Origin of the sequence: Enterococcus sp. DIV1315a, from assembly GCF_051712325.1 — a bacterium.
Lineage (GTDB): Bacteria > Bacillota > Bacilli > Lactobacillales > Enterococcaceae > Enterococcus > Enterococcus faecalis.
Genome location: NZ_JBIOOS010000001.1, coordinates 412,320 through 426,958, shown reverse-complemented (window position 1 = coordinate 426,958; position 14,639 = coordinate 412,320). Strand labels below are relative to the sequence as shown.

Here is a 14,639-nt window from a genome sequence, read left to right as displayed (position 1 = left end):
AATACCATGTAAAGGTTTTCATTCTTTCGCAAAAATATAGAAAACATTTACAATTTCATAATTTCTCTAGCTTTTTTATTTTTTTTCATTAAAAATAGGCTTATAAATGTTTTTTTAGTGAAAGAAAGAAGGGCTAGCCATTATGGAACAAAAATTGAGTGAGTCAGAGCAATATCTCTGGCATTTTATCGAAACACATATTTTAGAAATCCCTGATTATTCCATTGTAAAATTAAGCGAACGAGCCAACGTATCAACTGCGACGATTGTAAGAACCATGAAAAAGAAAGGCTATGAAGGTTTCACATCCTTCAAGCATCACTTGAAAGATAAAGAAAACCAAAATATAAATTTTTCAGCATTAGAAAAAGTAGACCGAGGAATTCGGACGGCCATTTTAAAGAATGAAGAAGAAGTAACTCGCACGATTAACATGATTGAAATTGGTAATATCGAAGATGCGATCCAAAAAATCAAAGCTTCTCGACGGATTATTATCTTTGCTAGAGGTTTTTCAGAATTAATTGCTCAGGAAATGATGGTTAAGTTTCAATTGGCTGGCAAATACTGTGAACTGCATACGGACCCAGAAATTATTAAAAATATTAGTAAAAAGTTATCAAAAAAAGATGTGGCTCTTTTTGTTTCCTTAAATGGAGAAACCCAAGAATTAGTTGTCGCTGGTAAAAACTGTTACGACTCAGAAATTGGGACTATCCTTTTAACTGCAAGCAAACACTCTAGTTTAATGAAATACATTGAAATTCCGTTCGTAGGCTTCAAATCAGAAGGCTCCTTTTTCCCCGATTATGAAGTGCGTTCACGGTTACCATTATCCATTCTGGCAAGAATTTTATTGGATGCCTATGCTTTAAGAACGACAACTTAAGCTTTCTTAAATAATAAAAAACAAGCATTCCTTCACTTAAAATAAAGGAATGCTTGTTTTTATTTTGCAACAAAACGTGCTTCTACTCGATAAATTCGTTGACCACGACTAGAAAATTTTTCTTCGTATTCTGTCATAATGTTGCCTTCAAACTCGCTATTATGCAAATCTAGCCATACACGTTCAATAATCATGCCATATTTAGAAAAGCTACTTAATGAGTATTCGAAGAGCCCTTGATTATCCGTTTTAAAATGAATTTCTCCATTTGGTTTTAAGATAATTTCATCTGTCGCTAAAAAGTTTTTATACGTTAAACGACGTTTTTCATGTTTTTTCTTTGGCCAAGGATCTGAAAAATTTAAATAGATTAAATCTACTTCATTTTCAGCAAAATATTCTGTTAATGCTTCGCCGTCTACTCGCAATAACTGTAGATTAGGTAACGGCTCGGCCACTAGCTTATCTAATGCAATCGATAAAATACTTAATTGCATATCGATACCAATATAATTAATTTCAGGATGTGCTTTAGCCATTTCATAAATAAAACGACCTTTACCTGAACCAATTTCAATGTGGATGGGATGATTATTGCCAAAACGTTCTTGCCATTTTCCTTGCCATTTTTCAGGACCTTCTACCACATATTGTGGATATTTTGCCATATATTCTGCTGCTCCGGGTCTATTTCTTACACGCATATTTAAAATTCCTTTCTTTTAAAAACAGACTGGTGAAATTCGCCAGCCTGTGTGGATGTTAAATGAATTAGTTTAACTACTAAACATTCGTTTTAATTGTAAAATTTCTGCAGTCATTGCTCTTCTTTCGCCCTCTTGGTGATGACGAACAATCTCTTGTAAAAAGCTAAATAAACCATACCAATAAATTCGTTGAACTGTACTTTCATTCGGGATTAAACCATAAGATAGTAACCATTGATTCCAGCCGGAACGAGGGACATAATGACTCAAAATCATTCCTAAATCTACCGCTGGGTCCGCGACCATCACAGAATCCCAATCTACTAAATAGAGATAATTATTCGAGACTAACCAATTCCGATGATTCACATCGCCGTGGACAGCTACATAACTAGTCTCTGGATATTCTGGTAAATGATTATATAAATAAGTGATTACTTCTTTTAAATAACTGTTTCGTTTTAATTCTTTAGGTAGTTGACGCTTATACTCTTTCAACATTGTTAGCGGGGTACAAACTTCGCCACCAATTTTTTTCAACATGTCTTTCAGCAAATTGGAATGATGCAATTGGTATAACACGTCAATCACGTCATTGCGTTTGCCAATTTCGTCCGCATGTAATAAACGTCCTTCCAGCCATTCTTGGGCTGTTAGTACGTCGCCATTCGCTGTCCGCTTTGTCCAAATCATCTTCGGGGCTAACCCTTCTTTAGACAATGCTGCAAGAAGTGGAGAAGTGTTTCGTTTAATGAACACTTTCTCTGTTTCTTTTATTCCCATGTATGTTTGACCAGTTGCGCCCTTTATCGGCTGCAGACGCCAGTCTTTATCCAACTGAAATTCCATGGAAATTATCTCCTATCTCAACACAATTTTATTGCAATTTTTACAGCAATTACCATTTTAGTCGCCAAACCTTGCTTCGTCAAGCTTCTATGTGGTTCTTTTGTAAATTTTGCTGGGTTTTCTCATCTTTATAACTTATTCAAGCGCATTGGAACATACATTTTAGTGAAAATCACAACTTCTACAATTAAGGCACCCAGAATGATCAAGCTATTTTGCAAGCTGCCTAAACGAAGGCAGACAATCCCACCAAAAATAATGGCCGCAACAGATAATGCGCCGCTAATTAACCGGCGAATTGCTGCTTGTTTTTTTTCCATTGAAATTGGATATAGCTGTGTCATCACCATATAATCAAATTGCGTGTACATGGGAATCAACTGGAACCCGATTAAATAGACAAACAATAAAGCAACTACCAACGCAATCCAGAATTCTTGTAAAAAGAAAAGTAGCACACCACCAACCAAAATCAAACGAAACAATAAGCCGCTATATTCGCTACCTCGTAAAAAGCTCCGAATGAATAAGTAAGCATACGTGTTCTCAGATGTTTTTTTGACTACTCCGAGGAGAGGATCTAAGTATTTACGACGTTTTACTGTACTACTCACTTCAGGAATATCTGTAAACAGCTGAATGAATTTATAAATTCTATGCATTCTGTTTTGTTCTTTTTGGATCATTTTTTCCCAATCCAAGAAACTCTGTTTCATCTTATTTTGCCAAATACTCGATAAACCAACGGCCAGAATGATGCCACCAACCACACCAACCCAAGGCGTCCAGTAAATGGCTCCCGTCATAATCAAGAGACTACTGATCAACCAAACGAACCACCAACTACGGTAAGTGGTTGACGAAAGATGATAGAGCCCATAGCTTTGTAAACTAAGATGTGTATAAATCATACAAACTAGCATGACCAAAAATAAAAAGAAGGTTTGAAACGACCAACCCGTTGTAACTACAATCAACGGCATCAATAGGCCACTTCCTAGAAAGCTGACCACAATCGGTAAAAGTAAAGAGTAGCGCAGCGCTCGTTTCAGATAAGCAGCGAATTGTTTTTCTTTTGGTAATAAAAAAACCTTGTCTGGCTCTTCTGTCAAAGTAGCCAACTTACCAACTTGAATGAGTAGCAGCCAGCCCAACAGAATTAACGGTCTGCCCCAAACAAAATCACGAGGTAATTCTTTTAACAACTGGGAATAGTACAGACCTAATCCGCCTAATAAAAACATACAGACTAAAACAAAATGATCATTTAAAATATAGCGCAAGTACTTGGACATTTTTTTGAAATGCCGTGACAAACGTTGACTAAAAAATTCGCCCATGTTACCCCACCTTTTCTTCCTTCGTCAAGGCAAGATAAATATCATCTAAAGAAGACTCTGGTAAATTAAATTCTGCACGTAATTCAGCCATTGTACCGTTTGCCCGTAATTTTCCTTCGTGTAGCACCACAAAGCGATCACAATATTTTTCAGCTGTTGCTAAAATATGCGTGGACATTAAAATCGCTGCCCCTTGCTTACGCATCGTATCCATTAATTCTAATAAAGCATGAATTGCTAAAGGATCTAAGCCTAGAAAAGGTTCATCAATAATATATAAACTCGGTTCAATTAAGAATGCACAAAGTACCATGACTTTTTGTTTCATGCCTTTTGAAAAATTAGCAGGAAACCATTCCAATTTATTGTCTAAACGGAACGTTTTTAGTAATGGTTCTGCTCGTTTGAACGCTTCTTCTAATGGAATATCATAAGCCAAGGCCGTTACTTCGATATGCTCTTTCAATGTTAATTCTTCATATAAAGAAGGTGTTTCCGGAATATACCCGATTTTTTTACGATATTCTTCAGGGGCTTGTTGCAATGTTTCCCCGTCAATCATAATTTTGCCTTTTTGCGGCGTAAGTAACCCAATAATATTTTTGATGGTGGTACTTTTCCCCGCACCATTCAAGCCGATTAAACCAACCATTTCACCAGACTTGACGTCAAAATTAATATCTTTTAAGACAGGAATATGGCCGTAACCTCCTGTTAAATGTTCAATTGTTAAGCTCATTTCTTTTGCCTCCAACCTTTTCTCTCTACCATTATTAAACCCTAAGCGAACCAAGAATTCAAAAATTACTCCCTTAATTAAATGGATTTTTTTCTTTCTCTTATTATACACGAAATGAAACGAACTTTTTAGCGAACTCACGTACTTTTTCATCCACAGAGAAATCAACTTGTGGTAAAGTAAAGGAAAGAACCTAGAGAAAAGAGGAATTTTTCATGAATGATTGTATTTTTTGTAAAATTATCAACGGCGAAATCCCAAGTTATAAAGTCTATGAAGACGAGAAAGTCTACGCGTTTTTAGACATCACACAAGTGACCAAAGGACATACCTTAATGATTCCAAAACAACACGTTGCTGATATTTTTGAATATAATGACCTTTTAGCAAGTGACGTCTTTGCTCGTATTCCTAAAGTAGCACGAGCATTAGAAAAAGCTTTTCCAGAAATGGAAGGATTAAACATTTTAAATAACAATAAGGAAGTGGCTTATCAATCCGTTTTCCATTCCCACGTTCATTTGATTCCCCGTTATTCAAAAGAAGATGATTTCTCTATTCATTTTGGCAACCATCAAGAGGACTATTCCGCCGAAGCGATGCAAGAAATTGCTGAGACCATTGCAAAGCAGGTGAACTAAATGAAAAAATTTATTAAAGGCCTCTTTTTTGGCGCAGCTGCCGGTACCATTGGCGGTTTGTTGGCTGCTCCAAGAAGCGGGAAAGAAACACGTCAGCATTTAATCAATGAGCTAGAGGACTATCGTTCACTGAAAAATCAAGTCACGAATGACTGGGATCAGGTGCAACGAAACTTGGGAGTTGTCGAAGAAAACGTTCCACTGGCAACTGAATTTTCAAAAGACCTGCAACAAGAAATCACTGATTTCAAATTCCAAGCGGAACCTCGGATTGCTCAAATTAAAGAACAAATTGCCAAAATTACAGCTGAATTACCTGACACACAAACCAACAAGCAAAAGTAAAGTCTTTGATGTTAATTATTTCTTTTGTTATTAAAAAAATAAAAAGTGTGACGTAAATACGAATTTTGTTTGAAACTATGCCTGAGACTCTTTCTTTTTCAAAATGAGGTATGGTATAGTTATAACAGAAATAAAACTAAAAAAAACAGGAGTGCATAAGAGAATGAAGAAAAAACTAATCTTAGCTGCAGCGGGCGCAATGGCCGTTTTTAGTTTAGCAGCGTGTTCAAGCGGTTCAAAAGATATCGCAACAATGAAAGGTTCAACAATTACTGTTGATGATTTTTATAACCAAATTAAAGAACAAAGCACTAGCCAACAAGCGTTTAGCCAAATGGTTATTTATAAAGTCTTTGAAGAAAAATATGGCGACAAAGTAACTGACAAAGCCATTCAAAAGAAATTTGATGACGCTAAAAAACAAGTGGAAGCGCAAGGCGGAAAATTCTCTGATGCACTAACACAAGCTGGTTTAACTGAAAAATCATTCAAGAAACAATTAAAACAAGCTGAAGCAATGCAAGTAGGTTTGAAAGATCATTTGAAAATTACAGATGAAGACTTAAAAACAGCTTGGGCAAGCTTCCATCCAGAAGTAGAAGCACAAATTATCCAAGTTGCTTCAGAAGATGATGCCAAAGCTGTCAAGAAAGAAATCACTGACGGCGGCGATTTCGCAAAAATTGCCAAAGACAAATCAACCGATGCTACAACGAAAAAAGACGGCGGTAAAATTAAATTTGATTCACAATCAACAACTGTTCCTACCGAAGTTAAAGAAGCTGCCTTCAAACTAAAAGACGGCGAAGTATCAGAACCAATTGCTGCAACAAACGCACAAACGTACCAAACAACTTACTATGTAGTGAAAATGACGAAAAACAAAGCAAAAGGCAATGACATGAAACCTTATGAAAAAGAGATCAAGAAAATTGCTGAAGAGACAAAATTAGCCGATCAAACATTCCAAGCAAAAGTTATTAGTGACGAATTAAAAGCGGCCAATGTGAAAATTAAAGATGATGCCTTCAAGAACGCTTTAGCAGGCTACATGCAAACTGAATCTTCAAGCGCTTCTTCAGAGAAAAAAGAATCAAAATCAAGTGATTCTAAAACAAGTGATACCAAAACAAGCGACTCTGAAAAAGCAACAGATTCTTCAAGCAAAACAACAGAATCTTCTTCTAAATAAGCATAAAAAAGAGAGTGGTCGATTGACCACTCCCTTTTTTTATTTATCTTTTGGAACATAGAAACTGCGGTTATCTAAACCAAAGATTCGTTCCGTATACTCCCCAGGTTGTGTTTGACGAATGGCCCCTAGCATCATTTGAATGGACGCATCCATGGTATCAATTTGATGTAAGATTTCCGCTTCCATAATTCTTGGTCGCACAGGTGAGCCATATTCCAACAATCCATGGTGGGCTAAGACCATGTGCCGAAGAACGACAACGTCTTCTTCTCGATCATCAATTTTCAAAGCCAAACACGCCTTGGTAATTTCCTCATCCACCAAAACTAAATGACCAATTAAGTTCCCTGCCACCGTATATTCTGTCGTAATAGCACCAGATAATTCTAAAACTTTTCCTAAGTCATGTAAAATAATCCCCGCGTATAATAGTGACGTGTTAATTTCAGGATATTCCTTAGCAATTGCTTTGCCTAGGCGCAACATTGAGACAGTGTGGTAAGCTAAGCCATTCGCAAAAGCATGATGGTTCCGTTTAGCTGCAGGAAATTCATAAAATTCTTGTTGGTATTTCGTCATGAGATAGCGCACAATACGATTCCAATGAGCATTGGTAATTTCAAAAATCACTTGATTGATTTCCTCAACCATCTCTTCTTTTTTCAAAGGCGCTCGTTCCATATATAAACTTGGCTGGCTTGGTTCCTCTGCTGTCGCTAAACGCATGTGTAAAATTTTTACTTGGGGTTTATTTTGATAAACTTCTCGTTTCCCATTCAGTAAAACAACGTTTCCCGCAGTAAATCGTGTAATTTCATCCTCAGAGGCGTCCCAATATTTTCCGTCAATCGTGCCAGATGTGTCTTGAAAGGTAAAGGCAATAAACTTTTTCCCATTTTTAGCTACACGTACATCGGCATTTTTAATTAGAACAAATGATTCAAAAAGTTCTTCTACTGTTAATTCACGTAATTTTTTCACTTGACGCTTCCTCCTTCTAACGCAATTACTCTTTGTTGTAAGTCCTGATAATAGCTTACCATTTCTTGGTCAGAAGAAAAACAAATGACTTGCTGTTTTTGACCAAACTTAGTAAATAATTCAGCTAATTGGGCTTTTCTTTGATGATCATAGTGTAACCAGCCATCATCAATGATAATTGGACAAATCAGTTGCTCGCCTTGGACTGCTAAAAAGGCAAAACGAACAGCCATCATCAATTGATCTTTAGTGCCAGTTGATAATTCATGTAAATAAAACATTTCTTGTTCTTTCGTCACCGCAACTAGTTGACCTTCGGCTACTTTGATTGATTGATAACGCTGGCTTGTTAAAAGTGCAAAGTAGCTTGATGCATACTGTAATAAGCTGGGCAATTGTTGTTCCGAAAGCTCTGTTAATAGGTCCATTAACAGTTGCCCCGCCAGTTGATACCCAGACCAACGTTGAGCTAATTCTTTGATTTCCGCTTTTAAAATTGCTTGGCGTTGATACAACTCATCTAAGGTACCATCTGTCATTAATTGTTGTTTTTCATAAATCAGCGCTTGATACTGTTCTTGTATTTTATTTAACTGACTTTCTTCCAGTGCTTGTTGCTGCGCCAGTTGTAAAGAACGGGCTTTTAACGTTGCTTCTGTTATCGCTTCTGGAAACAGATTGCCTAATTGTGTCGCTAATTCTTGCCCACGACCAACTTGAGCTTGTTGAGTGGTCAGCTGTTGAATCCTCATTGGAACATCAGCGATTGATAGAATCCGATAACGAATTAGTAAAGGCTGAATTCGTGTTGATGCTTCTTGCTGTTTAGTTTTCAACTCTCGTAACTGCTGTTTGAGATAGCCATCTGCTTGATACTCTTGAGCAAAGCGAACTTTCTCCATTTCTTCAGCAAACCCTTCTAAAAAGTGTAACTTTTCGGAAAGGCTCTTTCCTTGCAAGGGTAAATGCGTCATCAATGGGAAGATTTGTTCTTCAAATACTTGGCGTTTTTGTTGATTTTCCTTCAATTGACTCATGAGTTCTTCATTTGTTTGAACAAGCAATAAATAGCGCGTAATCAATTCCCGCTGATTCATTAAAGTATCAATTTGTTGCATTTTTCCTAATTGATGGACTTGGGCTTGCTCCGCTACTGCTTGTTCAAGTTGTTCCACTTGCAGTTGTGCCTCACGTTCTTGATTCAGCGCCTGTTGGAACTGTTCATTTAAATAATCTAGTTGCGAAAGTTTCGTCTGCCATTCTTCTTTCACTTCATCAGAGGAAGCTTCTTTTCTAGTGGCGTAGCTAAGCACTTCTTTCGCGATAAAACTAACTCCCACGAGAACTAGGCCCCATTTTAAAGGGCTTGGCAAAAAGAAACCGAGTAATGCAAGGATACTTCCTAGCAATAACCAAAGTGGTTGACTTGTTTTCTGCGCTTTTTGGGCACGCGTCGCTTCACCAAAAAATGCGGCATGCGCTTTTTCAAAATCCGTTAACTGGTCTTCCAGATTTTCAATTTGAGAAGCCAAGAATGCTTTCTGTTCTTGTCCTTTTTGAAGAGCTTGCGTATACGCAACTTGTTGTTGACGCCACTTTTGAACGGTTTCGTTGTCATAAAAAAGCTGTGGTGGTCGTTCAGGCGACCATAACCATTCGTTCTCTAAAAGGACCATTTCTTGACGATTTTGATCAAAGGTTTGAGACATCCATTCCGATTCCGTCATCAATTGTTGCATATCATAGCGTTGATTCAACAATTGTTGAATTAATGATTCTTGTTCTAGGTAAAAAGCATAGCCTTCTGGAACATCGAGCGCTTCTGACTGAAGAGATAACTCTTTGGTCAAACGTTGTCGTTCTTTGTCTAGGTACATATATTCTTGAAAGGTTTCTTCTAATTGCACTTGGTCTTCTTTTACTAAAACAACGTTCTCTGTTTCTTCAGGCAGCGACTGCCATTCTTCGTACAAGGGAAAGTGACGTTGCTGTTCCGCAACCTGTAACAAGTCCTGTTGCGTTTCTTTTAATTGCTGTTGCAGTGTCACTCGCTGTTGTTCTGTTTCGCGAATCGTTTCTTCTAATTGTTGAAAAGTTTGTTGCTGCGCTTCTTTCTCTTGAATTTGCTCTTTTAGTTCTTGATAAGCCGCCAACTTCTGATTGAGTAATGGCTGCTGTCCTTTACCTTTAAAGATTTTTTGTGCTTCTTTAAAGTACACATTTCGGTAAGTCAAAAGTTGTTGACTACCAGAAACACCAATGGCTAACAAGGATGTTTGCAGTTCCTCTTCTGTTAACTTGTCACTCGTAATTAATTGTTCTTGTTGGAAAGTAAAAACCTCTTGAAATAACTTTTTCGTTAGCGGATGTAACATTTGCTGTAAGGTTTTTTCATCCCCCATTTGTTGTTGATAATAAATGATTGCTTGCCCTTTATTTTTTTCTTTAAAACGCTCGACTTGAACTTCTCCAAACACAGGATGTGCCAACCACAAACGACCACCATACGAACCACCATTTTTTGGTGCGTAATCGCGTTTTCTTTTGCCCTTTGTGGGAAAACCAAACAGCATTGCTTGAATGAATTGATACAATGTGGACTTGCCAACTTCATTTGCGCCGTACAGCAATTGATTACCAGATTCAAATGTAATTTTCTGTTGTTGCCATTTTCCAAAGCCCACAATCTCTACTGCAAGTAATTTCATAGTGGGTCCTCCTGAATAGTAAAGTCTTCATTAATTTGCTCATGTGCTAGGCGCAAGCTCTCTAATCGCCACTGCTCATCCATTGAAAAAATTCCAGCAAATTCTGGATAACGTAACAATTCCTTGGTGGTATCTTCAAAAATAACTGGATCTAAGTATGTTTTTTCTAATGCCGTTAACAAGTTAGGACTAGCGGCTAAATAGATCGGTTCTTTTGTTGGTTCCTCTGCTTGCAATAGTAGGCGATAAACAAAAAAATCACCTTGCGTTTTTTGTAAAAGCTGCTGCTGTAAGTAGCTTAATAGTTCACCATTGACAATGGCTTGCACCACGGTCACATCCAAATGTTGCGTTTCTTTCAGTGTCAACGCCATCAATTGCTGTTGCTGATGCGCATGCCACTTCGTCAGCAAACTGGTTTCAAGATAAGACAAAACGCTTTGGGTGTCACGGCATTGCGCCAGAGATATTTCTTCATTCGTCCAATCTATTTCTGCGACTTTTTCAAATTGAACAGTCGCTTGATTTTGGGAAAGTGTGACCACTGCAACCCCTTGTAAAGACTGTTCTTTTTTCGTGTGCCCTTGAGGTGTTCCAGGATAAACAATTAGCGGTTGTTCACTAACAATTTGCGGCTGATGAATGTGGCCCAATGCCCAATAATTATAGCCAGTGGCTTTTAAATCCTTCCATGTAAACGGAGCATAATTTTGTTGCGCTTTCCGACTGGTGTCTCCATGATAAATCCCAATATGAATATCAGATTCTGCTTGTTTGATAGGAAATTCTAGTGCTTTATTTTCATCAATCCAGGGATGCTCATAACTAAACCCTGAAACAGCCACTTGTTCGCCCGCTTTCGTTTCAAAATACAGTGTCTCAACCATTTCTTTTTCAAATAAAAAGACATTGTCCGGAAAAGAAAACCAATAGCGGTCTTTTTTATAGTAATCATGATTCCCAAATGTTAGAATCACAGGGATTTCTGCTTGTTTCAACTGTTCTAATGCGGCCATCAATTGGGCTTGCATTGAAATAGAGGTCTGACTTTGATGAAACGTATCTCCTGCAAAAATAACCAAGTCCACCGCTTCTCGAATGGCAACTGTTACGATATTCATTAACAATTGTTGATTAGCTTCTCTTAAGCGCTTCGCTAAGGCTGTCGGGATCCCAGTTAACCCTTCAAAAGACCGATCCATGTGTAAATCAGCTGTATGCAATAGTTTCATCGTTTCCCCTCCTTTTCTCCTCCCTTTATCATATCATTTTCTGCCAGCTTGGTCAGTAAAAACATACGAAAATTTGTTCGTTTTTTTATTTTCAGTAAAAGAAAAACTCTGACAAATTGTCTTATAGACAACTTGTCAGAGTTCAATTACGTAAATTAATCGTTATACATATCACGCACAGGAGTCATGATAATTCGGTTTAAATCATTGACAACTAAGCTAAACGCTTGTTCTTTTTGCATTAATTCGTTGATAACTGCTGTTTCTTGCACTTTCGTTGCAATGCTTTGTGCTTTTTCAGCATCTTCATCTGTGAATTCTTCGCCGCGCATTTGTTTTTCTTGTAGTCCTTGCTGGAATCCTTGGAATTCTTTAAACAATGTGTAAGCTGCTTCGTCTGCTTTTACTTCTTCATACGCTGCTTGTAATGCTTTAAATTCGTCTAACTCACGTAGTTCACGTTCAATCTGATTGGCTGTATCATAAATGTTACTCAATGGAATCCCTCTTTTCTCAATAGTTTCATCTTTATTGTACCATTTCTCTTAGGTTTTCCCAACTAATTTCCTAATAAGCCTCCGAAAATTCCTTCAATCTTGTCTTTGACTTTTTTCGCGCCGTCTTTAATTTGTCCCCCAACTTCATTCAATGTATCTCCGAAATTGCTAGCGCCATCTTGAACAGAGTTTCCAAAGTCTTTTAAGTTATCCCGCCAATTAGAATTGGCACCACCGGTTAAACTATCGTTGCTATCAACAACTTTCCCACCTGTGGCATACGCATCCGCGACAGGAAATTGTGCTTGTTTGACTTGTGGCAAGATGCCACTGGCTTGACTGTTGAACACCTGAGAGGCATATGTGGCGCTACTACCTTCCAGATAATGGGTTTTACTGGTTTCTTGGAAGCCTAACCAAGTAGCAATGACAACTTCTGGTGTATAACCAATCACCCACTGATCGTTCGTTTTACTACTATCGAAGTTGGTTTCTGTCGTACCTGTTTTACCAGCCATTACGTAGCCTGCTGGTTGTGCGTTGACCCCGCTCCCAGAACTAAAGACCCCTAGTAGCATACTTGTAATCCCATCTGCAACATCTTTGGTAATGACTTGCTCTTTCTTGACTTTCGTATTATCAACTACAATTGCGCCAGTTGAGTCGACGATTTTTGTAATTAAATGCGTTTCAGTTTTATAGCCTTCATTGGCAAAGGCACTATAAGCTCCCGCCATGGTTAGTGGCGAAACACCCGTTTGTAATCCCCCAAGTGCTAAACCATAATATCGATCTTTTTCTGATAATGGAATGCCAAATTTCTCTGTTTTTTCATAGCCTTTATCTAAACCAATTTGATGTAATAACCATACCGCTGGTAAATTTAAGCTTTCTCCTAAGGCTTGGTACATAGGAACTTCTCCACTGTACGTGCGGCTATAGTTTTGCGCTGGATAGTAATCTTGTGGTTTATCTTCTAAAACAGAGTCTGGTTTATAGCCAGCCTCTAAAGCTGGTGTATAGACAGAAATTGGTTTTAAGGACGAGCCTGGTGAACGTTTTGTTTGCGTTGCAAAGTTAAAGCCTCGATAAACGTGTTCCCCTCGACCGCCCACCAGTGCTTGCACGCCGCCGGTTTTCGGATCAATGGCTACAGAACCACTCTGAACCATGGCACCATCTTCTGCATTGGGTGGAAATAGTGCATCATTTTTATAAGTTGCATCCATCGCATCTTGATACCCCTGATTTAAAGAAGTGTAAATCTTGTAGCCTTTATTTAAAATATCTTCTTCTTTAAATTTATAACGATTGACCGCTTCATCAATTACCGCATCAAAATAATATGGATATTTGTAACTATTTTCGTCGCCAACATAGGTGTCATTTAATAGACTCGCTAAGTTAACACTCGCTTCTTGATTGGCTTCTTCTTGAGATAGTTTTTTATTGTCAACCATTAGTTGTAAAACGGTATTCCGTCGCGCTGTGGCATTGTCAATGTAATCAATTGGATTATAGATTCCTGGCCCTTTTAACATACCTGCTAGCGTTGCGGCTTCCCCCACTGTCACTTGGGATGCATCCACGCCAAAATATTTACGAGCTGCATCTTGCACGCCCCAGACACCATTACCAAAATAAGAATTATTTAAATACATTGCTAAGATATCTTTTTTCGAATATTTCTTTTCGATTTCAATCGCTAAGAATAATTCTCTGGCTTTCCTATCTAACGTTTGCTCTTGCGTTAAGTAAGCATTTTTGGCTAATTGCTGCGTAATTGTACTTCCGCCACCACCGCCACCGATTTTCCCGAAGGTCAATTTTCCAACAACCGCACGGGCAATCCCTTTGATGGAATACCCTTTATGTTGATAAAACGCGCGATCTTCAGTTGAAATAACCGCATCTTGAATATAAGGAGAAATATTATCCAGTTCCACAAAAGTCCCTTTTTGCCCGAATAATTTTCCGACTTCCTCTCCTGATTCGTCATAAACGCGTGTTGATTCACTTAGCCCCGATTTTAGGGTCTCAACGTTTGCGGACTTGGCTAAGTAAAATAAATAAATACTGGCACCTAAAGCGACTACCAAACCAATTAACAAGAAAATTTTATTGATTTGATACTTTTTCCAAATCCGCTTTCTGGCTTGATGGAATTGTATTAAATAAGGCTTTATCCACGTCCAAAAATGACGTAATCCGACACCGACTTTACTAAAAAATTGTTTAAGATTGTCCATAGTACTCCCTCTATTTACGTTTCTTGGCTAAGTCTACCATATTCTTGTGGGTACGACCTAGGTCTAAAGCATGAAAAATTCTTGAAAAACAATTTCAATGGTCTTTTCGCTGTAGCAAAGGAAATATGGCCTTCACTAGAGGTAAATAATTGCTTACGCTTAGAAACGAGTCTTTATTTAGCCTCTATTCTATCATGCTTTTCTTCGTTTTTTATGTAAATTTGTTTAAGAATCTCTCAAGGAACTGCCTTTCTAACAAATTTCAGC

The 14,639-nt window shown here is 37.9% G+C and carries 13 protein-coding genes; 4 read left to right on the top strand and 9 right to left on the bottom strand.

The window, feature by feature from the left end; genetic code table 11:
* The first annotated feature begins 142 nt into the window (after positions 1-142).
* Positions 143-889, top strand: coding sequence for a MurR/RpiR family transcriptional regulator (locus IGJ03_RS02130; RefSeq protein ID WP_002363162.1), 747 nt, complete (start codon positions 143-145; stop codon positions 887-889).
* Between the two features lie 59 nt (positions 890-948).
* Here IGJ03_RS02130 and trmB read toward each other — a convergent pair whose 3' ends face one another.
* The 4 genes from trmB to IGJ03_RS02110 all read right to left on the bottom strand — a co-directional run bounded on the left by trmB (position 949) and on the right by IGJ03_RS02110 (position 4,524).
* Positions 949-1,593 carry a tRNA (guanosine(46)-N7)-methyltransferase TrmB gene (gene trmB, locus IGJ03_RS02125; RefSeq protein WP_002355532.1) on the bottom strand — a complete coding sequence of 215 codons (645 nt, stop codon included), beginning with the start codon at positions 1,591-1,593 and terminating at the stop codon, positions 949-951.
* A 72-nt stretch (positions 1,594-1,665) separates the two neighbouring features.
* Positions 1,666-2,445 (bottom strand): phosphotransferase family protein, encoded by a 780-nt coding sequence (locus IGJ03_RS02120; protein ID WP_002355531.1) that lies wholly within the window; start codon positions 2,443-2,445, stop codon positions 1,666-1,668.
* Between the two features lie 128 nt (positions 2,446-2,573).
* Entirely contained in the window at positions 2,574-3,785 is a 1,212-nt protein-coding gene (locus tag IGJ03_RS02115; RefSeq protein WP_010819754.1) for an ABC transporter permease, read from the bottom strand.
* Between the two features lies 1 nt (position 3,786).
* Complete coding sequence (locus IGJ03_RS02110; RefSeq protein ID WP_002363160.1) at positions 3,787-4,524, bottom strand: ABC transporter ATP-binding protein; 738 nt, start codon at positions 4,522-4,524, stop codon at positions 3,787-3,789.
* Between the two features lie 215 nt (positions 4,525-4,739).
* Between IGJ03_RS02110 and IGJ03_RS02105 the strand changes: the two genes are divergently transcribed.
* The 3 genes from IGJ03_RS02105 to IGJ03_RS02095 all read left to right on the top strand — a co-directional run bounded on the left by IGJ03_RS02105 (position 4,740) and on the right by IGJ03_RS02095 (position 6,702).
* Entirely contained in the window at positions 4,740-5,165 is a 426-nt protein-coding gene (locus IGJ03_RS02105; RefSeq protein WP_002398134.1) for an HIT family protein, read from the top strand.
* On the top strand, positions 5,166-5,510 hold the full coding sequence (locus IGJ03_RS02100; protein WP_002398135.1) for a YtxH domain-containing protein: 345 nt from the start codon (positions 5,166-5,168) through the stop codon (positions 5,508-5,510).
* A 163-nt stretch (positions 5,511-5,673) separates the two neighbouring features.
* Positions 5,674-6,702, top strand: coding sequence for a peptidylprolyl isomerase (locus IGJ03_RS02095; RefSeq protein WP_104845807.1), 1,029 nt, complete (start codon positions 5,674-5,676; stop codon positions 6,700-6,702).
* Between the two features lie 39 nt (positions 6,703-6,741).
* On the opposite strand, the gene IGJ03_RS02090 is transcribed toward IGJ03_RS02095, so the two are convergent.
* The 5 genes from IGJ03_RS02090 to IGJ03_RS02070 form a co-directional block, all read right to left on the bottom strand.
* Entirely contained in the window at positions 6,742-7,686 is a 945-nt protein-coding gene (locus IGJ03_RS02090; RefSeq protein ID WP_002355522.1) for a 3'-5' exoribonuclease YhaM family protein, read from the bottom strand.
* The gene (locus IGJ03_RS02085; RefSeq protein WP_142957302.1) at positions 7,683-10,394 is read right to left on the bottom strand and encodes an ATP-binding protein; all 2,712 of its coding nucleotides are present in this window, start codon (positions 10,392-10,394) and stop codon (positions 7,683-7,685) included. Before IGJ03_RS02085 ends, IGJ03_RS02090 begins: the two co-directional genes overlap by 4 nt.
* Entirely contained in the window at positions 10,391-11,626 is a 1,236-nt protein-coding gene (locus tag IGJ03_RS02080) for a DNA repair exonuclease (protein ID WP_104806242.1), read from the bottom strand. Before IGJ03_RS02080 ends, IGJ03_RS02085 begins: the two co-directional genes overlap by 4 nt.
* 155 nt (positions 11,627-11,781) lie before the next feature.
* Positions 11,782-12,123, bottom strand: a complete 342-nt coding sequence (locus tag IGJ03_RS02075) for a YlbF family regulator (RefSeq protein ID WP_002355518.1) — start codon at positions 12,121-12,123, stop codon at positions 11,782-11,784.
* A 62-nt stretch (positions 12,124-12,185) separates the two neighbouring features.
* Complete coding sequence (locus tag IGJ03_RS02070; RefSeq protein ID WP_104855962.1) at positions 12,186-14,372, bottom strand: PBP1A family penicillin-binding protein; 2,187 nt, start codon at positions 14,370-14,372, stop codon at positions 12,186-12,188.
* Positions 14,373-14,639 lie beyond the last annotated feature (267 nt).